This is a genomic window from Klebsiella sp. Shm-1 (assembly GCF_040804525.1).
GTDB classification, from domain to species: Bacteria; Pseudomonadota; Gammaproteobacteria; order Enterobacterales; family Enterobacteriaceae; genus Klebsiella; species Klebsiella pneumoniae.
This window is the reverse complement of record NZ_CP161823.1, coordinates 533,235-553,779: the sequence shown is the minus strand read 5'-3', so window position 1 is coordinate 553,779 and position 20,545 is coordinate 533,235. Positions and strand designations below refer to the sequence as shown.

19 protein-coding genes and 2 tRNA genes are annotated in these 20,545 nt (G+C 54.6%); 5 read left to right on the top strand and 16 right to left on the bottom strand.

Annotation, left to right across the window (positions count from 1 at the left end; all coding sequences use genetic code 11):
• Positions 1–235: 235 nt before the first annotated feature.
• The 7 genes from rpsO to AB1E37_RS02675 all read right to left on the bottom strand — a co-directional run bounded on the left by rpsO (position 236) and on the right by AB1E37_RS02675 (position 7,069).
• Positions 236–505, bottom strand: coding sequence for a 30S ribosomal protein S15 (rpsO, locus tag AB1E37_RS02705; RefSeq protein ID WP_002918244.1), 270 nt, complete (start codon positions 503–505; stop codon positions 236–238).
• 148 nt (positions 506–653) lie between these two features.
• A complete protein-coding gene (truB, locus tag AB1E37_RS02700; RefSeq protein ID WP_004144892.1) occupies positions 654–1,598 on the bottom strand; it encodes a tRNA pseudouridine(55) synthase TruB in 945 nt (314 codons plus the stop codon).
• Entirely contained in the window at positions 1,598–1,999 is a 402-nt protein-coding gene (gene rbfA, locus AB1E37_RS02695) for a 30S ribosome-binding factor RbfA (RefSeq protein WP_002918248.1), read from the bottom strand. Before rbfA ends, truB begins: the two co-directional genes overlap by 1 nt.
• 102 nt (positions 2,000–2,101) lie before the next feature.
• A complete protein-coding gene (gene infB, locus AB1E37_RS02690) occupies positions 2,102–4,792 on the bottom strand; it encodes a translation initiation factor IF-2 (RefSeq protein ID WP_002918250.1) in 2,691 nt (896 codons plus the stop codon).
• 24 nt (positions 4,793–4,816) lie between these two features.
• Positions 4,817–6,304, bottom strand: a complete 1,488-nt coding sequence (gene nusA / locus AB1E37_RS02685; protein ID WP_002918252.1) for a transcription termination factor NusA — start codon at positions 6,302–6,304, stop codon at positions 4,817–4,819.
• Between the two features lie 27 nt (positions 6,305–6,331).
• Positions 6,332–6,784: a ribosome maturation factor RimP gene (gene rimP / locus AB1E37_RS02680; RefSeq protein ID WP_002918364.1), complete on the bottom strand. Its 453-nt coding sequence runs from the start codon at positions 6,782–6,784 to the stop codon at positions 6,332–6,334.
• A gap of 211 nt (positions 6,785–6,995) precedes the next feature.
• Positions 6,996–7,069, bottom strand: a tRNA-Met gene (locus AB1E37_RS02675).
• A gap of 307 nt (positions 7,070–7,376) precedes the next feature.
• On the opposite strand from AB1E37_RS02675, the gene argG reads away from it, so the two are divergent.
• The 3 genes from argG to AB1E37_RS02660 all read left to right on the top strand — a co-directional run bounded on the left by argG (position 7,377) and on the right by AB1E37_RS02660 (position 10,412).
• Positions 7,377–8,720 carry an argininosuccinate synthase gene (argG, locus tag AB1E37_RS02670; RefSeq protein WP_032448144.1) on the top strand — a complete coding sequence of 448 codons (1,344 nt, stop codon included), beginning with the start codon at positions 7,377–7,379 and terminating at the stop codon, positions 8,718–8,720.
• A gap of 169 nt (positions 8,721–8,889) precedes the next feature.
• Positions 8,890–9,519 (top strand): winged helix-turn-helix transcriptional regulator, encoded by a 630-nt coding sequence (locus AB1E37_RS02665; RefSeq protein ID WP_032448146.1) that lies wholly within the window; start codon positions 8,890–8,892, stop codon positions 9,517–9,519.
• 341 nt (positions 9,520–9,860) lie between these two features.
• Entirely contained in the window at positions 9,861–10,412 is a 552-nt protein-coding gene (locus AB1E37_RS02660) for a YfaZ family outer membrane protein (RefSeq protein ID WP_002918367.1), read from the top strand.
• A gap of 41 nt (positions 10,413–10,453) precedes the next feature.
• On the opposite strand, the gene AB1E37_RS02655 is transcribed toward AB1E37_RS02660, so the two are convergent.
• The 7 genes from AB1E37_RS02655 to rlmE all read right to left on the bottom strand — a co-directional run bounded on the left by AB1E37_RS02655 (position 10,454) and on the right by rlmE (position 16,590).
• Positions 10,454–10,702, bottom strand: coding sequence for a hypothetical protein (locus AB1E37_RS02655; RefSeq protein WP_014906872.1), 249 nt, complete (start codon positions 10,700–10,702; stop codon positions 10,454–10,456).
• Between the two features lie 297 nt (positions 10,703–10,999).
• Positions 11,000–11,086 (bottom strand) — tRNA-Leu (locus AB1E37_RS02650).
• A gap of 9 nt (positions 11,087–11,095) precedes the next feature.
• Positions 11,096–11,425, bottom strand: coding sequence for a preprotein translocase subunit SecG (gene secG / locus AB1E37_RS02645; protein WP_002918369.1), 330 nt, complete (start codon positions 11,423–11,425; stop codon positions 11,096–11,098).
• A 229-nt stretch (positions 11,426–11,654) separates the two neighbouring features.
• Entirely contained in the window at positions 11,655–12,992 is a 1,338-nt protein-coding gene (glmM, locus tag AB1E37_RS02640) for a phosphoglucosamine mutase (RefSeq protein WP_002918370.1), read from the bottom strand.
• Positions 12,985–13,833, bottom strand: a complete 849-nt coding sequence (folP, locus tag AB1E37_RS02635; protein WP_002918371.1) for a dihydropteroate synthase — start codon at positions 13,831–13,833, stop codon at positions 12,985–12,987. The genes glmM and folP overlap by 8 nt, the downstream gene beginning before the upstream one ends.
• 93 nt (positions 13,834–13,926) lie before the next feature.
• Positions 13,927–15,861: an ATP-dependent zinc metalloprotease FtsH gene (gene ftsH, locus AB1E37_RS02630; RefSeq protein WP_002918372.1), complete on the bottom strand. Its 1,935-nt coding sequence runs from the start codon at positions 15,859–15,861 to the stop codon at positions 13,927–13,929.
• A gap of 99 nt (positions 15,862–15,960) precedes the next feature.
• Positions 15,961–16,590 carry a 23S rRNA (uridine(2552)-2'-O)-methyltransferase RlmE gene (gene rlmE / locus AB1E37_RS02625; RefSeq protein WP_002918373.1) on the bottom strand — a complete coding sequence of 210 codons (630 nt, stop codon included), beginning with the start codon at positions 16,588–16,590 and terminating at the stop codon, positions 15,961–15,963.
• Positions 16,591–16,713: 123 nt separating this feature from the next.
• On the opposite strand from rlmE, the gene yhbY reads away from it, so the two are divergent.
• Positions 16,714–17,007, top strand: a complete 294-nt coding sequence (gene yhbY / locus AB1E37_RS02620; RefSeq protein ID WP_002918374.1) for a ribosome assembly RNA-binding protein YhbY — start codon at positions 16,714–16,716, stop codon at positions 17,005–17,007.
• A gap of 152 nt (positions 17,008–17,159) precedes the next feature.
• Here yhbY and greA read toward each other — a convergent pair whose 3' ends face one another.
• Positions 17,160–17,636: a transcription elongation factor GreA gene (gene greA, locus AB1E37_RS02615; protein WP_002918375.1), complete on the bottom strand. Its 477-nt coding sequence runs from the start codon at positions 17,634–17,636 to the stop codon at positions 17,160–17,162.
• Positions 17,637–17,871: 235 nt separating this feature from the next.
• Between greA and dacB the strand changes: the two genes are divergently transcribed.
• Positions 17,872–19,305 carry a serine-type D-Ala-D-Ala carboxypeptidase gene (gene dacB, locus AB1E37_RS02610; protein WP_032448148.1) on the top strand — a complete coding sequence of 478 codons (1,434 nt, stop codon included), beginning with the start codon at positions 17,872–17,874 and terminating at the stop codon, positions 19,303–19,305.
• Positions 19,306–19,356: 51 nt separating this feature from the next.
• Here dacB and cgtA read toward each other — a convergent pair whose 3' ends face one another.
• Entirely contained in the window at positions 19,357–20,535 is a 1,179-nt protein-coding gene (cgtA, locus tag AB1E37_RS02605) for an Obg family GTPase CgtA (RefSeq protein ID WP_002918377.1), read from the bottom strand.
• Positions 20,536–20,545: the final 10 nt, after the last annotated feature.

Here is a 20,545-nt window from a genome sequence, read left to right as displayed (position 1 = left end):
TCCTTTTTATCTATAAATCACGCCATATCCACGACATAGCGTCTATTGACCCGATCTTCTGCATCCTCGCGACTAATGACAACCTTTACCCGCCCCTGCGGATGAAGCCTCTCATTAGCCGCGCGAACCTCTGCATGAAGATCATTACTAGCAACAATACATGAGTTTTGAATGAATTGCTGCCGCCCGGTCGAAAAAAGGGGCCGTCAGGCCCCTTTTTCTGAAACTCGCAGAATTAGCGACGCAGACCCAGACGCTCAATCAGCGCAGAGTAACGGGCAACATCTTTACGTTTCAGGTAGTCGAGCAGTTTACGACGCTGAGAAACCATGCGCAGCAGACCACGACGGCTGTGGTGATCTTTTTTGTGCTCTGCAAAGTGGCCCTGCAGGTGGTTGATCTGTGCGGTCAGCAGTGCAACCTGAACTTCGGTAGAACCGCTGTCGTTTTCGCCACGACCAAACTCAGAAACGATTTTTGCTTTAGCTTCAACGCTTAGAGACATTTTATAACTCCAAAAATTAAAAGAAAGAAAGGGTGCCGATCTCTAATTCAGCGACCCCTGATGCAACGCCCGAAAATGTTAAAACACGTTAGCGGACGTTAAGCGGCGATATTCTACTCGTAGCAGGCTTTTATCGCAAGAAAAGCGCTTACGCCGGGTATTCCACCACCAGACGACGCGGGGCCACGCGGCCTTCATCGTCAATTTCGCCCATGCCGAGAAACTTGCCGGACTCGCTCTCCATCACTCGCACCAGCCCGTTAAGCGGCGCGCCTGACTGACGTACCGGGTTGCCGTTCTTAAAGTAGACTGCGGAGGTTTCTGGAATATTAACCAGCGGGTAATCCGAGGCCGGGCTGTCCATCGGCATCAGCAGCGGATCAAGCAACTGAGCGGCAGGAATATCCTGCGCCGCCGCCTCATCGACCAGCGCCTGCAGCTGCTCGAGGGTCACCATCCGCTCGACCGGGTATTTGCTTACCGCCAGGCGACGCAGGAAAATCACGTGCGCGCCGCAGCCGAGCTTCTCACCTAAATCATCGATAATCGTCCGGATGTAGGTGCCTTTCGAGCAGTGGATCTCCAGCTCCAGCTCATCGCCTTCGCGGCGAATAAACAGCAGCTCATAGACGGTTATCGGCCGGGCTTCCCGCGGAACTTCAATACCCTGGCGAGCATATTCGTATAGCTTCTTGCCCTGATATTTCAGCGCCGAATACATCGACGGCACCTGCTGCGTCTCGCCGCGGAAGCTGTCCAGCGCCGCCGCCAGCTGTTCGTCGCTAAAGGTCAGCGGGCGCTCTTCCACCACCTGACCGTCGGCATCGGAGGTATCCGTGCGCTGGCCAAGTTTGGCGATCACGCGGTAACGCTTATCGGAGTCCAGCAGATACTGGGAAAACTTGGTCGCTTCGCCAAGGCAGATCGGCAGCATACCGGTCGCCAGCGGATCCAGCGCGCCGGTATGCCCGGCGCGGTTGGCGTTATAAATACGTTTTACTTTTTGCAGCACATCGTTACTGGAGGCGCCCTGAGGCTTGTCCAGCAACAATACGCCATGCACGTCGCGGCCGCGACGACGAGGACGACTCATCAGTCCTCCTTGCTGTCGTCCGGGTTCACACGACGCTCATCGTCGTGTTTCACCACGCTGGTGACCAGGTTGGACATACGCATCCCTTCCACCAGTGAGTTGTCGTAGAAGAAAGTCAGTTCCGGTACGATGCGCAGACGCATCGCTTTCCCCAGCAGAGAGCGGATAAAGCCAGAAGCTTCCTGCAGCGCTTTGATGCCCGCTTTCACCGCGGCTTCATCTTTGTCGTTAAGGAAGGTGACATACACCTTGGCATAGGCCAGGTCACGGGACATTTCCACACCGGAAACGGTGGTCATCATGCCCAGACGCGGATCTTTAATTTCACGCTGCAGGATGATGGCAATCTCTTTTTGCATCTCCTGGGCCACACGCTGCGGGCGACCAAATTCTTTCGCCATAATAAGTTCTCCAGAATAAAGACAAAAAAGGGGCCAAAAGCCCCTTTTTAAAATGATTGCCGGGTGGCGCTTCGCTTCCCCGGCTGCTTAGCCATCAAATGATTAATCGATGCTACGCTGGATTTCGATGATTTCGAACACTTCGATCATATCGCCAACGCGAACGTCGTTGTAGTTCTTCACACCGATACCACATTCCATGCCGTTACGGACTTCGTTAACGTCATCTTTGAAGCGGCGCAGGGATTCCAGCTCGCCTTCATAGATAACCACGTTGTCACGCAGAACGCGGATTGGGTTGTGACGTTTGATCGTCCCTTCGGTAACCATACAGCCCGCGATGGCGCCGAATTTCGGCGATTTGAAGACATCACGCACTTCAGCCAGACCGATGATCTGCTGTTTCAGTTCCGGAGACAGCATGCCGCTCATCGCCGCTTTCACTTCGTCGATCAGGTTATAGATGACGGAGTAGTAACGCAGATCCAGGCTTTCCGCTTCGATAACTTTACGCGCAGAGGCATCGGCACGAACGTTGAAGCCAACCAGAATCGCGTTGGATGCTGCTGCCAGGGTAGCGTCGGTTTCGGTGATACCACCTACGCCGGAACCGATGATCTTCACTTTCACTTCGTCGGTAGACAGTTTCAGTAAGGAATCGGAAATCGCTTCGACAGAACCCTGTACGTCCGCTTTCAGTACGATGTTCACTTCGTGAACTTCGCCTTCGGTCATGTTAGCGAACATGTTTTCCAGTTTAGATTTCTGCTGACGCGCCAGCTTAACTTCACGGAATTTGCCCTGACGATACAGCGCCACTTCACGCGCTTTTTTCTCGTCACGCACTACGGTCACTTCATCACCGGCAGCCGGCACACCGGACAGGCCGAGGATTTCCACCGGAATGGACGGACCCGCTTCCAGCACTTCGCGACCCAGTTCGTCACGCATCGCGCGCACACGGCCATATTCGAAGCCGCACAGAACAATGTCGCCCTTGTGCAGAGTACCTTCGCGAACCAGAACGGTAGCTACCGGACCACGACCTTTATCAAGGAAGGATTCGATGACCGCGCCGCTCGCCATACCGTTGCGGACCGCTTTCAGCTCAAGAACTTCAGCCTGCAGCAGGATCGCGTCCAGCAGGTCGTCGATGCCGGTACCCGCTTTCGCGGAAACGTGGACGAACTGGCTCTCGCCGCCCCACTCTTCCGGCAGGATGCCGTACTGGGACAGTTCGTTCTTCACGCGATCCGGATCGGCTTCTGGCTTATCGATCTTGTTCACCGCCACTACCACCGGTACCTGCGCCGCTTTAGCGTGCTGGATAGCTTCGATAGTCTGCGGCATCACGCCGTCGTCTGCCGCCACCACCAGAACCACGATATCCGTCGCCTGCGCGCCACGAGCACGCATGGAGGTAAACGCGGCGTGGCCCGGGGTATCCAGGAAGGTGATCATGCCGTTGTCGGTTTCGACGTGGTAAGCACCGATGTGCTGGGTAATACCACCCGCTTCGCCGGAGGCAACCTTGGTAGAACGAATGTAGTCCAGCAGCGAGGTTTTACCGTGGTCAACGTGACCCATAATGGTCACGACCGGTGCGCGCGGTTCAGCCGCCGCGCCGGTGTCACGGTCGCTCATTACGGCTTCTTCCAGTTCGTTTTCACGACGCAGGATAACTTTGTGGCCCATCTCTTCGGCAACCAGCTGTGCGGTTTCCTGGTCGATGACCTGGTTGATGGTCGCCATGGCGCCCAGCTTCATCATCGCTTTGATGACCTGAGAACCTTTCACCGCCATCTTGTTAGCCAGTTCGCCAACGGTGATGGTTTCGCCGATTACGACGTCACGGTTAACGGCCTGCGCTGGCTTCTGGAAGCCCTGCTGCAGAGCGGAACCTTTACGGTGCTTACCGCCTTTACCGCCGCGAACGGCCGCGCGGGCTTCTTCACGATCAGCTTTCGATTCAGCGTGTTTGTTGCCTTTCTTCGCCGGACGAGCCGCTTTGCTGCTACGGCTACGGCCGCGACCGCCTTCGACTTCACGATCGTTATCATCTTCAGCCTGACGAGCATGCTGTGATGTGGTGACGTGATAGTCGCTGCTATCTTCCGGGCTGTCTGAGGTTTCAGACCAATTTTTTTCGTTTTCTTCAGCCATACGGCGTGCTTCTTCCGCTACACGGCGCGCTTCTTCTTCAAGTTTGCGGCGTGCTTCTTCTTCCGATTTGCGCTTCAATTCCGCGGCTTCGTTCTCGCGACGGATCTTTTCAGCCTGGGCGGTTTTGGTCATTTCGTCGGTATGTTGATTGCTCACTTTGTCTTTTTCCGCAGCTTCACGTTTCGCTTTATCAGCGACTTCACGTTTAGCTTGTTCTGCGGCCTCACGTTCAGCTTTTAATTGCGCCTCGCGTTTCGCTGCTTCTTCAGCTTCACGACGGGCCTGCTCTTCCGCTTCACGCTGCGCCTGCTCTTCCGCGGCCAGGCGTTCAGCCTCTTGCGGATCGCGTTTCACAAAGGTGCGTTTCTTGCGGACTTCGATTTGTACCGATTTACTCTTTCCACCGGTACCTGGAATATTCAACGTACTGCGCGTCTTACGCTGTAACGTCAGCTTGTCTGGCGCCGAGCCGTGTTCACGGTTCAGGTGCGTCAACAAAGTTTGTTTCTCTTGCGAGGTCACAGAATCATCAGCCGATTTGCGGATGCCTGCGTCAGCAAATTGCTGTATCAGGCGATCCACAGAGGTCTGAATCTCTGAGGCCAGCGCTTTAATAGTCACATCTGTCATGCTGTTCCTTCCTGCTACAGTTTATTACGCTTCGTCGCCGAACCAACAAATGTTGCGAGCGGCCATGATGAGCTCGCCAGCTTTCTCGTCGGTCATCCCTTCGATATCAGCCAGGTCATCAACGCCCTGCTCGGCGAGATCTTCCAGCGTACAAACACCACGGGCAGCCAGTTTGAATGCCAGGGCACGATCCAGACCTTCGAGATTCAACAGATCATCGGCAGGTTTGTTATCTCCCAGGCTTTCTTCCTGAGCCAGCGCCAGCGTAGTCAGTGCGTTTTTCGCACGCTCACGAAGTGCTTCAACGGTGGCTTCATCCAGACCGTCGATTTCCAGCAGTTCTTTCATCGGCACATAGGCCAGCTCTTCCAGCGAGGAGAAGCCTTCTTCAACCAGCACTGTCGCGAAATCTTCATCAATATCAAGATATTTGGTGAAGGTATCGATAGCGGCATGCGCTTCCGCCTGGTGCTTAGCCTGCAGATCGTCAACGGTCATGACGTTGAGTTCCCAGCCGCTGAGCTGTGAAGCCAGGCGGACGTTCTGACCGTTACGGCCGATCGCCTGCGCCAGGTTGCCCGCTTCTACCGCGATATCCATGGTGTGTTTATCTTCATCCACCACGATGGACGCGACGTCTGCCGGCGCCATAGCGTTAATCACGAACTGCGCCGGGTTATCATCCCACAGGACGATATCGATGCGTTCACCACCCAGCTCAGTCGACACGGCCTGCACACGCGCACCGCGCATACCGACGCAAGCGCCAACCGGGTCGATGCGCTTGTCGTTGGTTTTCACCGCGATTTTGGCACGAGAGCCCGGATCGCGAGCCGCCGCTTTGATCTCCAGCACTTCTTCACCGATTTCCGGCACTTCGATGCGGAACAGTTCGATCAGCATCTCAGGTTTGGAACGGGTGACGAACAGCTGGGCGCCACGCGCTTCCGGACGGACAGCGTACAGTACGCCGCGAATGCGGTCGCCCGGACGGAAGTTTTCACGCGGCAGCATATCTTCACGCAGGATCACGGCTTCAGCGTTGTTACCCAGATCCAGTGTGATATTGTCGCGGTTCACTTTTTTCACCACGCCGGTGATGATCTCACCTTCGTGCTCGCGGAACTGATCGACCACCATCGCGCGCTCGGCTTCGCGGACTTTCTGCACGATAACCTGCTTAGCGGTCTGGGTGGTGATACGGTCGAAGGTAACAGATTCGATCTGATCTTCGACATAGTCGCCGACGTTCATGCTTTCATCTTCGAAACGCGCTGCTTCCAGCGTGATCTCGCGCGTCGGCTGGGTGACTTCTTCTACAACCAGCCAACGACGGAAGGTATCGAAATCGCCGCTCTTGCGGTCGATTTCAACGCGAACGTCGATCTCTTGTTCGTATTTTTTCTTGGTGGCCGTTGCCAGCGCGCTTTCCAGCGCTTCGAAAATTTTCTCACGCGGCAGCGCTTTTTCGTTGGAAACGGCTTCAACAACAGCCAAAATTTCTTTGTTCATCGGGGCCTTTCACCTCAATCCAGACTGTTAAAAGTGGGGAACCAGGTTCGCCTTCTGGATGTTACTCAGCGCGAACACTTCATCTTTGCCTTCGACGGTTACCGTGATCATCTCACCGTCTACCGCTTTGATAATGCCCTGCCATTTGCGGCGGTTCTGAACCGCCATGCGCAGCACCAGCGCAACTTCTTCGCCGGTGAAACGTTGATAGTGTTCGGCGGTGAACATCGGACGGTCAAGACCAGGCGAAGAGACTTCCAGGTTGTAAGCGACAGTGATCGGGTCTTCGACATCCATGACGGCGCTTACCTGGTGGCTCACATCAGCACAATCATCAACGTTGATGCCATCTTCACTATCAATATAGATGCGCAGTGTGGATGTGCGACCGCGAATAAATTCGATGCCGACCAGCTCAAAGCCAAGCGCTTCAACCGGCGCAGTGAGCATCTCTGTCAATTTTTGCTCTAATGTGGACAAACCCACCCCCAAGACATAAAAAAAGGGCGTATAGCCCAGTTATTCTGAAGTCAGATAACAAAAAACCCCGATAAATCGGGGCTTTAGATAACTGAACCCTGAGATCGCCATGGCGATCTGGAACACCTTCCGCAAGAATTCTTTCAAATTCGGCTACGAAGGACACCTAGTCCTCACAGTATATTTGAAAAAGTACTTAATGGGAAAGAGGTTGCGGGGGCCGGATTTGAACCGACGACCTTCGGGTTATGAGCCCGACGAGCTACCAGGCTGCTCCACCCCGCGCCTGAAACGTGGCATATTTTACTCTTTATGAGCAAAAGACGCAAATACTGCTGGGATTTGGTACCGAAGACGGGACATAAAATCGAGATGAATTGTAACGGCGATTAGTATATTTTGTCAACATGCTTTTTAGCGCCCCCGATTGCCGTTTGTGCTGGTATTTCAGGCTTTTTTAGCAAAAAGATGATGAAGCACTTCCTGTCGCCAGTAAAAGATGGTTAAATGAATACTCACAATTAATGCATAAAAATGCAGTTAAGGTTGTTGGGTCGAACTCACCACAGTCTATCGAGCAGGGTTTTATTTTATGACGACGATTCTCAAGCATCTCCCGGTTGGTCAACGTATTGGTATCGCTTTCTCTGGTGGACTGGATACCAGCGCCGCGCTGTTATGGATGCGCAAAAAAGGCGCCGTGCCTTATGCATATACCGCTAACCTGGGTCAACCGGACGAAGACGACTACGATGCTATCCCGCGCCGCGCGAAAGAGTACGGCGCTGAAGGCGCCCGTCTGATCGACTGCCGCAAACAGCTGGTCGCAGAAGGGATCGCCGCGATTCAGTGTGGCGCTTTCCATAACACCACCGGTGGGTTGACCTACTTCAACACCACGCCGCTAGGCCGCGCGGTCACCGGCACCATGCTGGTGGCGGCGATGAAAGAAGACGGCGTTAACATTTGGGGCGATGGCAGCACCTATAAAGGCAACGATATCGAACGTTTCTATCGTTACGGCCTGCTGACCAACGCTGAACTGCAGATTTACAAACCGTGGCTGGACAGCGACTTTATCAATGAGCTCGGCGGTCGTCACGAAATGTCCGAATTTATGATCGCCTGCGGCTTTGATTACAAGATGTCGGTCGAGAAAGCCTACTCCACCGACTCCAATATGCTCGGCGCGACCCATGAAGCGAAAGATCTCGAATTCCTGAACTCCAGCGTCAAGATCGTCAACCCGATTATGGGCGTGAAGTTCTGGGACGAAAACGTGAAGATCCCTGCGGAAGAGGTCACCGTACGCTTTGAGCAGGGCCATCCGGTGGCGCTGAATGGTAAAACCTTTGCCGATGACGTCGAGATGATGCTGGAAGCCAACCGCATCGGCGGTCGTCACTGCCTGGGCATGAGCGACCAGATTGAAAACCGGATTATCGAAGCGAAAAGCCGCGGCATTTATGAAGCTCCGGGGATGGCGCTCCTGCATATTGCCTACGAGCGTTTGCTGACCGGTATCCATAACGAAGATACGATTGAGCAATATCACGCCCACGGTCGCCAGTTGGGCCGCCTGCTGTATCAGGGCCGCTGGTTTGATTCCCAGGCGCTGATGCTGCGTGATTCGCTGCAGCGCTGGGTCGCCAGCCAGATCACCGGCGAAGTCACCCTCGAACTGCGTCGCGGTAACGACTACTCGATCCTTAATACGGTATCAGACAACCTGACCTATAAAGCGGAGCGTCTGACCATGGAAAAAGGCGATTCCATGTTTACTGCCGAAGACCGTATCGGCCAGCTGACCATGCGTAATCTGGACATCACCGATACCCGCGAGAAGCTGTTCGGCTATGCCCAGTCTGGCCTGCTGAGCGCCTCCTCGGCAACCGGTTTACCGCAGGTTGAAAATCTGGAAAACAAAGGCAAATAATCGCCTGACAATGTTGCTTTCCGCCGGCGGCTCACCGCCGGCTTTTTATTTTGAATGACCCACCAACGTAAAAAAAATGCCATGACGCATTTTTTCCTTATCGCCAGACCAGCAAAACTGTTGACTATAATAGCCTCAATTGATTAATTCATATCTGGTGATACACATCATGAATATTAAACCGCCGATCAGGCCGCAAAAGACCATTGACCGACTGATCGATGTACTTGAGCCACACGCGACCCCCGTTAACGCGATCGCCAGAAAAAGACTGACATGGGAATATAAAGGCAAAACCCAGCTCTTTATTTTTAAAAAAGGCGAGCTGTCGATTATTCGTAATTCCGACAGGCTACTGATGGTGACCGTCTATGAGCCGCATCTTTTCGGCGTGGCGGAAATGCTGCAGCCCAGCCGCAGCCACAGCCTGCGAGCCGAGGTATCATGCGAACTGCTACGGATCGACTATGACCTGGCTTCGGCGCTTTTTCGTCAGCATAACCTGTGGGAAGAGGTGACCAGCCTGTTGGCTTATCATACCTCGTATATGGTGTATCGTGACGATCTGGTCCTGCAGCAGCGTACCTATTCGGTCATCCGTAACCATTTGCTGGAGATGATGCTATTAAGCGAAGAGACCCGACAGCGAGTATCTATTCTTGAGTATATTCAGGACAGGACCCTTCTGTCGCGTAGCAGTATTCTCAATGTATTGTCAGCAATAAAGAAAGGCGGTTATATTGCCTTTGCCCGCGGCGGTTATTTACAAAATATCGTCTCACTTCCTGAAAAATTCTGACCCGCACTCCTCCTATCATTTATTGTTATTTGCTGCAGCGGGGAAGATGTTTAAATTTAAACCAATAACCGTTACCGCTAAAAGAACAAAAATTTTATGCTAAGCGCCTGGGTTTCCCGGAAGACAATCTATTCCTGAGTTCGCCAGCAGACGACCACAAACGGCGTTAACCGCCGGGCCTGCACCGGCTCAGGATATGCCAGCGGAAATCGGCCAGACGTGTGCGGCGGTAGCGAGAGTTGCCTCCTCGCCTGCCGCGACCATAACAATGAGATGCACGAACCCGTTAATTATGCCCGAACGCCCATATCGGGCTTTTTTTTATCTGAAGGAATTTAATAATGAAGTCTATTGCTGCAAAAATGGTTGCCGTAACGATCGCTTTGGGAGCCAGCAGCGCTGCTTGCGCAGCCGTTAACCTGCATGGAGAAGCTGGCGCCGAGTTTACCAATCTGTCCGCCAGCTTTGGTGCCGGGGAACCGGGTATGACGTTCAGTTCTCAGTGGGCCCATAGCGACAACGACGGAGATAGTGTAGGACTGGGAATGGGTTATAACTTTAACCTTGGCCCTTTTCTGATGACCCTGGGCGGTAAGGCGGTCTATCTGAATCCAAAAGATGGTGATGAAGGTTACGCCATCGCTGCCGGTGGTGGCGCTGAACTCCCCCTTGGTCAGTATTTCACGCTTTTCGGCGAGGGCTATTACTCACCGGACTCAATGTCCAGCGGCGTTGAGGATTATGTGGAGGCCAATGCCGGGGTACGCCTTAACGTGCTCCCGTCTCTGAATATCGAAGCTGGCTATCGCTATATTGATATGGCAGGGAAAGATGGCAATCGCGATAACACGCTGGCCGACGGCGCTTACGCCGGGGTTAACTTCCGCTTTTAACTCTTCACAGGGATTGCCGGTCAGCAGTCCCTGCTTCATTCTCAGCTGGTCAGCGGCACGCTTTTCAGTACGCGGTTGATCTCTTGTAGGCCCGCAACATTATTCTCTTTGCGGTAAACCTCATTCATGGACGCCATCTGCTCCAGGCGGGTCAGGGCGCCATACACTTTATACGCCTCGCTGTGTCTGTCGAACACATCGCGGCGCTCCACGTCCTGCAGATAATGACTTTTCAACGAATGGTTAAGGCGACTAATCAGTGCCGTATTGTCCTGGAAATAGCGCCTCACCGCCTGGGCATGATTCGCTGTAGTCCCAGACTCACTGGGCGATACCGGTACGGTTAGCGCATTAATCGTCTCCACCGTTTGGGAGGGCGATGTTGAACTGCACCCAGCTAAACCGAGTACGCCGGCGACGATAAGCAACCCGATCTTGTTCATTGTGTCACTTCACCTCTGTTAATTTGACGAGGCGACTTTAACGACAGTAAAAGGAGGCAACCAGCGAAGAGATGTTTATAAATAAATGTCCAGCGGGGACAAAAACAAAAAAAGACGCTTTTCAGCGTCTTTTTTCTGGAATATTGGTACCGAGGATGGGACTCGAACCCACAAGCCCGTTAGGGCACTACCACCTCAAGGTAGCGTGTCTACCAATTCCACCACCTCGGTACAGAATACTTAGTGCGGGATATCGCTGGTCGGCTGAGCCGGCGCAGTTGGCTGAGTTTGCTCCGTTTTCGGCGCGCTCAGATTATCCCACTCACTTCCTTTACTGGTCTTGTTGCTGTTGATATTACCCAGCGCCAGACTGATGATGAAGAACAGCGCAGCCAGGATGCCGGTCATACGGGTCATAAAGTTGCCAGAACCGCTGGACCCAAACAGTGTGCCGGAAGCGCCTGCACCGAAGGAGGCTCCCATATCAGCGCCTTTACCTTGCTGCAGCATAACCAGACCTACAAGGCCAATCGCTACAATAAGGAAAACAACCAAAAGAGCTTCGTACATAATCAACCTGTTCCTTGCGGATTCGCCGCATACCAAGTGCTTCGACCAATAAAGCGGGACGTTTTAACGTTTCCCACTGAAGCGGGTGTGAATACTAACCAAAGCGAATGACCTTCGCAAGGGCAATTTCGACACATTGTATCAACTGCAGAAAAAAACAGCAAAAAGCCAATTTTCGATCATAAAAAAGGCGGCAAGCGCCGCCTTTTTAACCACTTAGCCGGCAAAGCTAAACGCTTTTTACCGCCTCAGCGATGCGGTGCGCAAACTCGTGCACCTGATCTTCATGCTCGCCTTCCACCATCACGCGGATCAGCGGCTCCGTACCCGATTTACGCAGCAGGACACGGCCGCGTTTTCCTAACGCCGCCTCCACTTCCGCGGTCACCGCTTTGACGTGCTCATTCTCCAGCGGGTTACCGCTGCCCTCGGTAAAGCGGACATTCACCAGCAGCTGAGGGAACATTTTCATCCCGCTGCACAGGTCATGCAGGCTCATGTGGTTGCGGACCATCGCCGCGACCACCTGCAGGCTGGCAACAATGCCATCGCCGGTGGTGGTTTTATCCAGCAGGATCACATGGCCGGAGTTTTCCGCACCGATGCGCCAGCCTTTTTCCTGGAGCATCTCCAGTACATAGCGGTCACCGACCTTCGCGCGGGCAAACGGGATGCCTAACTGCTTGAGCGCCAGCTCCAGCCCCATATTACTCATCAGCGTGCCGACGGCGCCGCCGCGCAGCTGCCCCTGACGCAATCCTTCCCGGGCTATGATATAGAGGATCTGGTCGCCATCGACTTTATTGCCTTCGTGGTCAACCATAATCACCCGATCGCCATCGCCGTCGTAGGCAATACCCAGATCGGCTTTTTCCGCCAGCACGCGCGCCTGCAGCGCCCGCACGTCAGTGGCGCCGACCTCTTCGTTGATGTTGAGACCGTCTGGCTCGCAGCCCATCGCGATAACCTGGGCTCCCAGCTCGCGGAAGACATTAGGGGCGATGTGATAGGTCGCGCCGTGCGCGCAATCCACCACCACTTTCAGCGTGCCCAGGCTCAGTTCGTTGGGAAAGGTACCCTTACAAAATTCAATGTAGCGCCCCGCCGCATCAACGATACGGCTGGCTTTGCCCAGCTCAGCCGAATCCACGCAGGTGAGCTCTTTCTCCATTTCGGCTTCAATCGCCTCTTCGACATCATCCGGCAGCTTGGTGCCCTCAATGGAGAAGAATTTAATGCCATTGTCGTAGAAAGGGTTATGTGAAGCAGAGATAACAATCCCCGCCTCGGCGCGGAAGGCGCGCGTCAGGTAGGCGATGGCCGGTGTCGGCATAGGCCCGGTGAACGACGCAGAGAGCCCCGCTGCCGCCAGTCCAGCTTCCAGCGCCGATTCCAGCATATAGCCCGAAATACGGGTATCCTTGCCGATGATAATTTTACGCGAACCGTGACGCGCTAACACTTTGCCCGCCGCCCAGCCCAGCTTGAGCACAAACTCCGGAGTGATCGGCGCATCGCCGACGCGGCCACGAATACCATCGGTGCCAAAATACTTGCGGTTACTCATAACGTTTTTTTCCCTTAGCGGCGAGGGTGGCTTCCACCACGCGCAGCGCTTCTACCGTTTCTTTGACATCATGGACGCGGATAATCTGCGCGCCCTGCATTGCTGCAATGACGGCACAGGCCAGGCTGCCGTTCAGCCGCTCCGACGGCCCGACGTTCAGCAACTGACCTACCATCGACTTACGTGACATACCGACCAGCAGCGGCAGACCAAAGTGATGAAACTCCCCAAGCCTGGCCAACAGTTGGTAATTGTGGGAGAGATTTTTACCGAAACCGAATCCCGGGTCGAGCAGCAATTTTTCTTTTGCGATCCCCGCCTGTTCGCAGCGCACAATGTGCTCATTAAAAAAACGCTCAACATCGGCGAAGACGTCCTCATACTTCGGCGCCTCCTGCATGGTTTTTGGTTGTCCCTGCATATGCATCAGACACACCGGTAGTCCAGTTTCCGCGGCGGCCTGCAGCGCGCCGGGCTCGGTCAGCGAACGAATATCGTTGATGATATGCGCCCCGGCCCTGGCCGATTGGCGAATAACCTCCGCCTTGGAGGTATCCACTGAGATCCATACCTCAAAGCGCTGGGCAATGGCTTCAACCACCGGTATCACCCGCGCAAGCTCCTCTTCCACACTAACCTCAGCCGCCCCTGGCCGCGTCGATTCACCGCCGATATCAATGATGGTCGCGCCGGCGTTGATCATCAGATTGGCATGCTTCACCGCCTCAATCAGCGAATTATGGGCGCCGCCATCGGAGAAGGAGTCAGGCGTCACATTTAGAATACCCATCACGTGGGGGTGAGAGAGATCGAGGGTTGAGCCCTGGGCTACAAGTTTCATCACAAAATCCCTGAGACTGAAGAGGTTAAAAAAGAAAAACCCCGGAGCGGACGCCCGGGGTTTTAAGGTTAAACAAGCATCAACAGCGGTAGCTTACTTGTCGCCCAGCTGCTCTGACATGGTGTTGCCCGGGTTCGGCGTACGCGGTTCATCAACCGGACGCGGCGCACGAGGCGTGCCATTGTTGTCAGAGTTGTTAGAAGAACCAGGTTCTTCCCAACCCGCTGGCGGACGAACTTCGCGACGAGCCATCAGGTCGTCAATCTGCGGCGCATCGATGGTCTCATACTTCATGAGCGCATCTTTCATCGCGTGCAGAATGTCCATGTTGTCGTTCAGCAGCTGGCGAGCACGACCGTAGTTACGCTCAATCAGCGATTTCACTTCCTGGTCGATGATACGCGCGGTTTCATCGGACATATGCTTCGCTTTCGCGACGCTACGGCCGAGGAAGACTTCACCCTCTTCTTCCGCATACAGCAGCGGACCGAGTTTGTCGGAGAAGCCCCACTGGGTCACCATGTTACGCGCCAGGTTCGTCGCCACTTTAATATCGTTGGACGCACCGGTAGAAACATGTTCCGGACCGTAGATAATCTCTTCCGCCAGACGACCGCCGTACAGGGTGGAGATCTGGCTTTCCAGTTTCTGACGGCTGGCGCTGATTGCATCGCCTTCCGGCAGGAAGAAGGTCACACCCAGCGCACGACCGCGCGGGATAATCGTCACTTTGTGCACCGGATCGTGCTCCGGCACCAGGCGACCAATAATCGCGTGGCCCGCTTCATGATAAGCAGTAGACTCTTTCTGCGCTTCCGTCATCACCATGGAGCGACGTTCCGCACCCATCATGATTTTGTCTTTCGCTTTCTCGAACTCAACCATCGACACAACGCGTTTGTTGCCGCGGGCAGCAAACAGCGCCGCTTCGTTGACCAGGTTGGCCAGATCCGCACCGGAGAAGCCCGGGGTACCGCGCGCAATGATTGCCGCATCGATATCCGGCGCCAGCGGAACGCGACGCATATGCACTTTCAGGATCTGCTCACGACCGCGAACATCCGGCAGGCCAACCACCACCTGGCGGTCAAAACGGCCCGGACGCAACAGCGCGGGGTCAAGAACGTCCGGACGGTTAGTCGCCGCGATAACGATGATACCTTCGTTACCTTCGAAGCCGTCCATCTCAACCAGCATCTGGTTCAGGGTCTGCTCACGTTCATCGTGACCACCGCCCAGGCCTGCGCCACGCTGGCGGCCGACGGCGTCGATTTCATCGATGAAGATGATGCAAGGCGCGGCTTTCTTAGCCTGTTCGAACATGTCACGCACACGAGAAGCGCCCACACCGACGAACATTTCGACGAAGTCAGAACCGGAAATGGTAAAGAACGGAACCTTCGCTTCACCAGCGATCGCTTTCGCCAGCAGCGTTTTACCGGTACCCGGAGGGCCGACCATCAGGACGCCTTTCGGGATTTTACCGCCCAGTTTCTGGAAACGGCTCGGCTCACGCAGGTATTCTACCAGCTCGCCGACTTCCTCTTTCGCTTCGTCACACCCGGCAACGTCTGCAAAAGTGGTTTTGATCTGGTCTTCCGTCAACATACGGGCTTTGCTTTTGCCGAAGGACATCGCGCCCTTCCCGCCGCCGCCCTGCATTTGCCGCATAAAGAAGATCCAGACGCCGATCAGCAGCAGCATTGGGAACCAGGAGATGAAGATGGAAGCCAGCAGGCTCGGCTCTTCTGGTGGTTCGCCAACAACTTTGACGTTTTTAGTCAACAGGTTATCGAGCAGCTTCGGATCGTTAACCGGAATGTAAGTCGTGTAACGGTTACTATCTTTCTTGGTAACGTTGATCTCACGTCCGTTGATACGCGCTTCGCGAACCTGGTCCTGATTGACCTCTTGCAGGAAGGTAGAATAATCCACCTTGCGGCCATTCGACTCGCTGGGCCCAAAGCTCTGGAATACTGACATCAGCACAACGGCAATGACCAGCCAGAGTATTAGGTTTTTCGCCATGTCACTCAAGGGATTAACCTCTTATTACAACTGTGTTAAAAACAGCGTCAGGATACTCTATATCCAGTTTCTTTCAAACTTTCGTTTGAAATCTGCCGGTTATGGTTTACGCCCGGTCGCTACAATATACACTTCACGCGAACGAGCGCGGGAAGAGTCCGGCTTACGAACTTTGACCTTCGTAAACAGGGAGCGAATTTCTCGAAGATACTCATCGAAGCCTTCGCCCTGGAACACCTTCACTACAAAACTACCACCTGGCGCTAATACATCACGAGACATTTCAAGCGCCAGTTCTACCAGATACATAGCCCGGGGAATATCCACCGCCGGTGTTCCGCACATATTCGGCGCCATATCGGACATGACAACTTGGACTTTACTGTCGCCCACTCGCTCAAGTAACGCTTTCAGGACTAATTCATCACGAAAATCGCCCTGAAGGAAGTCCACACCAACGATTGGATCCATTGGTAAAAGATCGCAAGCGATGATGCGGCCGCTGTTGCCGATCTGCGTGACCGCATACTGCGACCAGCCACCGGGAGCAGCACCGAGGTCGACTACCGTCATCCCCGGCTTAAAAATTTTGTCACTTTGCTGTATTTCATCAAGTTTAAACCAGGCACGGGAACGTAACCCCTTTTTCTGTGCCTGTTGAACATATTTATCGCTAAAGTGTTCCTGAAGCCAGCGGCTTGAGCTGGCAGAACGCTTTTTACCTGTCATTTAACATTCCCGTTCGGGTTCATCGTACTTTACTGCGTAAAAATCGACGCGGTAGTTTGGCGATATATGGGAGATGGCGGTAGAATGACCCGTTTTCAATCCCAACGTAAGCAAAAAAATACGATGAATCTGAGTACTAAACAAAAACAGCACCTGAAAGGTCTGGCACATCCGCTCAAGCCGGTAGTTATGCTTGGCAACAATGGTTTGACCGAAGGGGTACTGGCCGAGATCGAACAAGCGTTAGGGCACCATGAACTCATCAAGGTGAAGATCGCCTCAGAAGATCGCGAAACAAAAGCCTTGATCGTGGAAGCCATCGTACGCGAAACCGGCGCCTGTAACGTACAGGTCATCGGTAAAACGCTGGTTCTGTACCGCCCAACGCCAGAGCGTAAAATCTCGCTGCCACGCTAAGAATATCCTGAATCTCGACACAACTTTGTGTAAAACGAGGGATTTCTGCGGCCAGGCGAGCAAAATGCCATGCTCCTGACGTTGATAAAAGGCCGCTATGCGGCCTTTTTCCTTTCTTTACAATCTATAAACATCGTAGCGGGAAATACGCCTTACAGGTATTCAACCTTGGTAATTTCGTATTCCACTTCCCCACCCGGGGTACGGATAGTCACGACGTCATCCTGCTCTTTGCCGATCAGACCGCGGGCGATCGGCGAGTTCACGGAGATCAGATTCTGCTTAAAATCAGCTTCGTCATCGCCCACGATGCGGTAGGTCTGTTCCTCGTCGGTATCGAGGTTCAGCACGCTGACGGTAGAACCAAAAATCACCCGGCCGTTGTTCGGCATTTTGGTGATATCGATAACCTGCGCGTTAGACAGCTTCGCTTCGATATCCTTGATACGCCCTTCGCAGAAACCCTGCTGCTCACGCGCGGCGTGATACTCGGCATTCTCTTTCAGATCGCCGTGTTCACGGGCCTCAGCAATAGCGGCAATGATTTCAGGACGACGCACAGACTTCAGATAATCCAGTTCTTCGCGCAGTTTTTCAGCGCCACGTAAGGTCATCGGAATCGCTTGCATTAGTTATACCTCTTTATCATTCCTTCAGGGAACGGATAGCTCCGCTCCGCCACCTGTCCTGCCCACGGGCAGGACACGAGCAAAAAGAAACCGACCCGGGAAACACTCCCCAGGTCAGCAGCAATTTTTCATTTGATGGGTATTTTACCCCGAAGTTCATTATGGGTCATCGTTTACTTTACTGGGCGTTGCACCGTAGTATGACGGCCTGGCTTCAGGTTGTTAGCGCGAGATTATGCGATTTCCCAGATTTATCATCGGATTGACCGCCGGTATAGCGCTTAGCGCTCAGGCGGCGAATATTGACGAGTACATCAACCAGCTTCCCGCCGGTGCGAACCTTGCCTTTATGGCGCAAAAGGTCGGCGCATCGACGCCGGAAATCGACTATCACAGCCAGCAAATGGCGCTCCCGGCCAGTACGCAAAAGGTCATCACCGCGCTGGCGGCGCTGCTGCAACTGGGGCCCGATTTTCGCTTTACCACCACGCTGGAAACCAAAGGTTCCCTTGACGGCGGCGTGCTGAAAGGCGACCTGATTGCGCGCTTCGGCGGCGATCCGACGCTTAAACGGCAGGATATTCGCAATATGGTGGCGACGCTGAAAAAAGCCGGCGTGCAGCGTATCGAAGGCAATGTGCTCATCGATACCTCGGTCTTCGCCAGCCATGACAAAGCGCCCGGCTGGCCGTGGAACGACCTGACGCAGTGCTTCAGCGCCCCGCCGGCGGCGGCGATTGTCGACCGTAACTGCTTCTCTGTCTCGCTGTATAGCGCGCAGAAACCGGGCGATGTCGCCTTCATTCGCGTTGCATCCTATTATCCGGTCACCATGTTCAGCCAGGTGCGAACGCTGGCGCGTGGCTCATCGGAAGCGCAGTATTGCGAGCTCGACGTGGTGCCGGGCGATCTCAATCGCTATACTCTCACCGGCTGCCTGCCGCAGCGTAGCGAGCCGCTGCCTCTGGCCTTCGCCATTCAGGATGGCGCCAGCTATGCCGGAGCGATCCTCAAAGCCGAGCTGGCCCAGGCGGGGATCACCTACAGCGGCACGCTGCTGCGCCAGACGCTGGCCAATGAGCCCGGCACCGTGCTGGCAACCAGCCAGTCGGCTCCGCTGCACGATCTGCTGCGGATCATGCTGAAGAAGTCAGACAACATGATTGCCGACACCGTCTTTCGCACCATCGGCCACGCCCGGTTCGGCGTACCTGGCACCTGGCGGGCGGGCTCCGATGCCGTACGGCAGATCCTGCGTCAACAGGCTGGGGTCGATCTCGGCAACACTATCATCGCCGACGGCTCTGGCCTGTCGCGCCACAACCTGATCGCCCCGGCGACCATGATGCAGGTGCTGCAGTATATCGCCCAGCACGATACCGAGCTCAACTTCATCTCCATGCTGCCGCTGGCGGGCCATGACGGATCGCTGCAGTATCGCGCCGGTCTTCATCAGGCGGGCGTCGATGGTAAAGTTTCGGCGAAAACCGGGTCGCTCCAGGGGGTTTATAACCTCGCAGGCTTCATCACTACCGCCAGCGGACAAAAGGTGGCCTTCGTGCAATATCTCTCCGGCTACGCCGTGGAGCCAGCTGCTCAGCGCAATCGCCGCATCCCACTGGTCCGCTTTGAAAGCCGCTTGTATAAAGATTTGTACCAGAACAATTAAAACAAAAGGGCCGCATCAGATGCGGCCCTTTTTGATCCAGAGAAGTCAGGATTAGCGTTTGTAGATGAATTCGACGCCTTCTTCGTCGTCCTCATCCCAGTCGTCATCCCAGTCTTCGTCATCTTCTGCTTCGGCTTCGGCCTCTTCAAGCTGCTGACGGTGATAGTCGTCCCACATAAACTCGACTTTCTCCGGCTTCTGCTCTTCTTCCGCCTGCACGATCGGGTTTTCGATGATGAAGGTCATCACGTCCCAGCATAGCTCTTTCACGCCCTGCTGGCTGGCCGCGGAGATCAGGTAGAATTTCTCTTCCCAACCCAGCGCTTCGGCAATCGCTTTGGCTTTGGCTTCGGCTTCGGCCTTGTCCATCAGGTCAATCTTGTTGAAAACTAACCAGCGTGGTTTGGAGGCTAGCTTCTCACTGTATTTCTCCAGCTCGCCGATGATGATGCGCGCATTCTCAACCGGATCGGAGCCGTCGATCGGATCGATATCGATGAGGTGCAGCAGTACGCGGCAGCGCTCGAGGTGCTTGAGGAAGCGGATACCGAGGCCTGCCCCTTCCGCTGCGCCTTCAATCAGCCCCGGGATATCGGCAACTACGAAGCTCTTTTCATTGTCCATACGCACCACGCCCAGGCTTGGCACCAGGGTGGTAAACGGATAGTCAGCCACTTTCGGCTTGGCGGCGGAGACCGCACGGATGAAGGTGGATTTGCCGGCGTTCGGCATGCCCAGCATCCCGACATCGGCCAACAGCATCAGCTCCAGCTGCAGGTCGCGTTTATCACCCGGGGTACCCATGGTTTTCTGACGCGGCGTACGGTTAACGGATGATTTGAAACGGGTGTTGCCCAAACCGTGCCAGCCGCCTTTCGCCACCATCAGACGCTGACCGTGTTTGGTCATATCGCCCATGGTCTCGCCGGTGCCCTGATCGATAACCCGGGTGCCGACCGGCACTTTTACCGTCACGTCTTTACCGCGCTTACCGGTACAGTCGCGGCTTTGACCATTCTGCCCACGTTCGGCGCGGAACGATTTTTCAAAACGGTAGTCGATCAGGGTATTCAGGTTCTCGTCCGCTTCCAGCCAGACATCGCCGCCATCGCCGCCATCGCCGCCGTCCGGACCGCCTTTCGGAATATACTTTTCGCGGCGGAAGCTTACGCAACCATTGCCGCCGTCACCTGCTACGACCAGGATCGTTGCTTCATCTACAAACTTCATTTTACTCTCC